At 39.2% G+C, this 2630-nt stretch carries 3 protein-coding genes; 2 read left to right on the top strand and 1 reads right to left on the bottom strand.

Annotated features, from left to right (window positions below):
- On the top strand, nucleotides 1–1269 hold a 1269-nt coding region (locus tag IQ242_RS22080; RefSeq protein WP_193961422.1), incomplete at its 5' end, for a DNA phosphorothioation system restriction enzyme.
- A gap of 137 nt (nucleotides 1270–1406) precedes the next feature.
- Complete coding sequence (gene nusB / locus IQ242_RS22075; RefSeq protein ID WP_193961421.1) at nucleotides 1407–2060, top strand: transcription antitermination factor NusB; 654 nt, start codon at nucleotides 1407–1409, stop codon at nucleotides 2058–2060.
- A gap of 24 nt (nucleotides 2061–2084) precedes the next feature.
- On the opposite strand, the gene IQ242_RS22070 is transcribed toward nusB, so the two are convergent.
- Nucleotides 2085–2552, bottom strand: coding sequence for a CYTH domain-containing protein (locus IQ242_RS22070; protein ID WP_193961420.1), 468 nt, complete (start codon nucleotides 2550–2552; stop codon nucleotides 2085–2087).
- Between the last annotated feature and the right edge of the window lie 78 nt (nucleotides 2553–2630).

The following is a 2630-nucleotide window of genomic DNA, read 5'->3' as shown; positions in this document are numbered from 1 at the left end:
ACTTTAAAAATGGCCACCGGCAGCGGTAAAACTATTACTGCTTTAGCTATTGCCATGGAACTTTACCAAGCGATAGAACTGCAAGTATTATTAGTAATTTGTCCCTATCGTCACCTAGTCAATCAATGGCAACGAGAAGCGGAAAAATTTAATCTTAAACCGATTTTAGCCTACGAAAGTGTCCATACATGGCAAAGTCAACTATCCACAGAATTATATAATGTGCAAGCGGGTAATCAAAAATTTGTCACTATTTTAACTACTAACTCAACTTTTATTAGCGAGGGTTTTCAATCACAAATAAAATTTTTTCCCGATAAAACTTTAATCGTTGGTGATGAAGCCCATAATTTAGGTTCCCCCCGATTAGAAGAATTATTACCCCGTTCTTTAGGTCTAAGATTGGCTTTATCTGCCACTCCTGAAAGATATTTTGATCAGGAAGGAACCGACGCTATTCTTGAATATTTTGGACAAATTCTACAACCAGAATTTACCCTAGGTGATGCTATTAGAAAAGGAGCTTTAGTCAATTATTTTTATTATCCAGTCTTGGTTGAATTAACCGATAATGAGGCTTTATTATACGCAAAATTAACCCAAAGAATCGGCTGGACTTTGCGGAAAAATAGTAATTTAAATGGTAATGAAAACCTCACCGCTTTGTTAATGCAAAGATCACGATTAGTTGGTTCAGCAAGTAATAAATTACAGGCTTTACAACAACTGATGCAAGAGCGTTTAGATACGGATCATACTTTGTTTTATTGTGGGGATGGTTATCTAGAAAATTATACTGCTAATTATCGTCGTCAGGTAGAGGCAGTTACTCATTTGTTAGGCAATCAATTAGGTTATCGAGTTGCTATCTACACCGCAGAAACTTCCCTAGAAGAACGAGAAAAAATTCGCCAACAATTTGAGGAGGGTTATCTGCAAGGATTAGTGGCAATTAGATGTTTAGATGAAGGAGTAGATCTGCCATCAATTCAAAACGCAGTCATTCTGGCTAGTAGTGGTAATCCTCGACAATTTATTCAGCGTCGCGGGCGAATATTGCGCCCCCATCCCGATAAAAAACAGGCCACTTTATTTGATATGATCGTTATGCCACCCACCTTAGATCGAGAAACCTGGGAAGTAGAAAGGAATTTATTACGCAAGGAATTAAAACGCTTTCTAGAGTTTGCCCAATTAGCCATTAATGCTCAAGAAGCTGAGACTAAATTAGGGGAGATTCAAGATAGATATTGTCTTTTGTCTAATTAAAACTTGAAAAGTTAAATCTTGGCAGCTTTTATGCTAAAATAGATGTTAGTCAAGAATTGATCGCCGAGAAAAATTAACCCAACCGTATAGCGATCAATAAAGTTGTATAATTCTCTTTCCTCTCCTTCTAAATTTCTATGCCTCCCCGTCAACAACCCCGTCGCATTGCTCGAGAACTTGCCCTTTTGAGTTTAAGTCAGATTAAAGGCAATCCTGAAAACCTGGAACAGCAAACTTTAAACGATTTAATTTTAGTGGCAGTTAGAACCTTAACCGTCGAAATTCAAGAAACCTTAGAAACCGCTGCCGCTGAAATTAGTCGTGGTAATGAACGGATTCTCGCTAGTGATACTAAGGCAACAAATCTAAAAAGCGCCCAAACCATGGTAAAAGAAGCAATTTCTCTTACCCACAATGCCATTAATCGTTTAGGAACCGTGATAGATTTTCCCGAAATTGTCCAGTTATCTAGTCAGTACGAAGTGCGGGAATATGCCCTAGAATTAATCGGTACAGTCTATCGTCGTCGTGCGGAAATTGAACAGGAATTAACCAGTGCTTTAGTGGATTGGCAACTACATCGTTTACCGAGAATTGATCGGGATATCCTGCAAATTGCCGTGGTAGAAATGCTCTATCTCGATATACCTCAAAAAGTAGCAATTAATGAGGCGATCGAATTAGCAAAACGTTATTCTGATGATGAAGGTTATCGTTTTATTAATGGCGTTCTCCGACGGGTAACAAATAAGCTAAACGAAGCAGAAAAAGCCGTATCCACCCAGAGTTAAACTGGGAGAAAATTAATACTACAATCACCACATTTTATAGGGAAATTTCTGTAAATTGCTATTGTAGTATCGCTCATCTCCCGTGACTTCCTCGCCGATCCAATCGGGAATAGTAATGACTTGATCCTCTTGTTCTAACTCAATTTCAGCCATAATCAAACCTTGATTATCCCCCCAAAATTCATCAACTTCCCAAGTTAAATTATCCAGAGAAATGCGATGACGAATCTTTTCAATTAAAGGTTTCTTACAGAGGTTTTCTAACATGAGTGCCGCATCTTCTAGGGGAATTGCATACTCGAATTCTTGGCGACTAATGCCCTCAGTCTTGCCTTTGATGGTTAAATAACCCCGATCTCCAACTACACGAACTCGCACAGTTGTCAATCCATCTTGGGTAGGAATATATCCCTGACGATACAACTTGCCGGTCGCAAGCGCTCGCCAAGAATCCCCTTTAACCAGAAACTTCCGTTCAATTTCAACAGACATAAGTAGGTAGGCATTAAAAACTTTCAGATGCCCCCCTTATTAAGGGGGGACTAAGGGGGCATCGGCACCCCCCTTATC

Source organism: Microcystis sp. LEGE 08355, from assembly GCF_015207185.1.
GTDB classification, from domain to species: domain Bacteria; phylum Cyanobacteriota; class Cyanobacteriia; order Cyanobacteriales; family Microcystaceae; genus Microcystis; species Microcystis panniformis.
Note: the sequence above shows the minus strand (reverse complement) of the source record. Positions and strands in the feature narration are given on the sequence as shown.

Bases quoted from the DNA above. Each gene is read 5' to 3' on its own strand.
- nusB (WP_193961421.1), top strand. From the start codon at position 1,407: ATGCCTCCCCGTCAACAACCCCGTCGCATTGCTCGAGAACTTGCCCTT.
- IQ242_RS22070 (WP_193961420.1), bottom strand. From the start codon at position 2,552: ATGTCTGTTGAAATTGAACGGAAGTTTCTGGTTAAAGGGGATTCTTGG.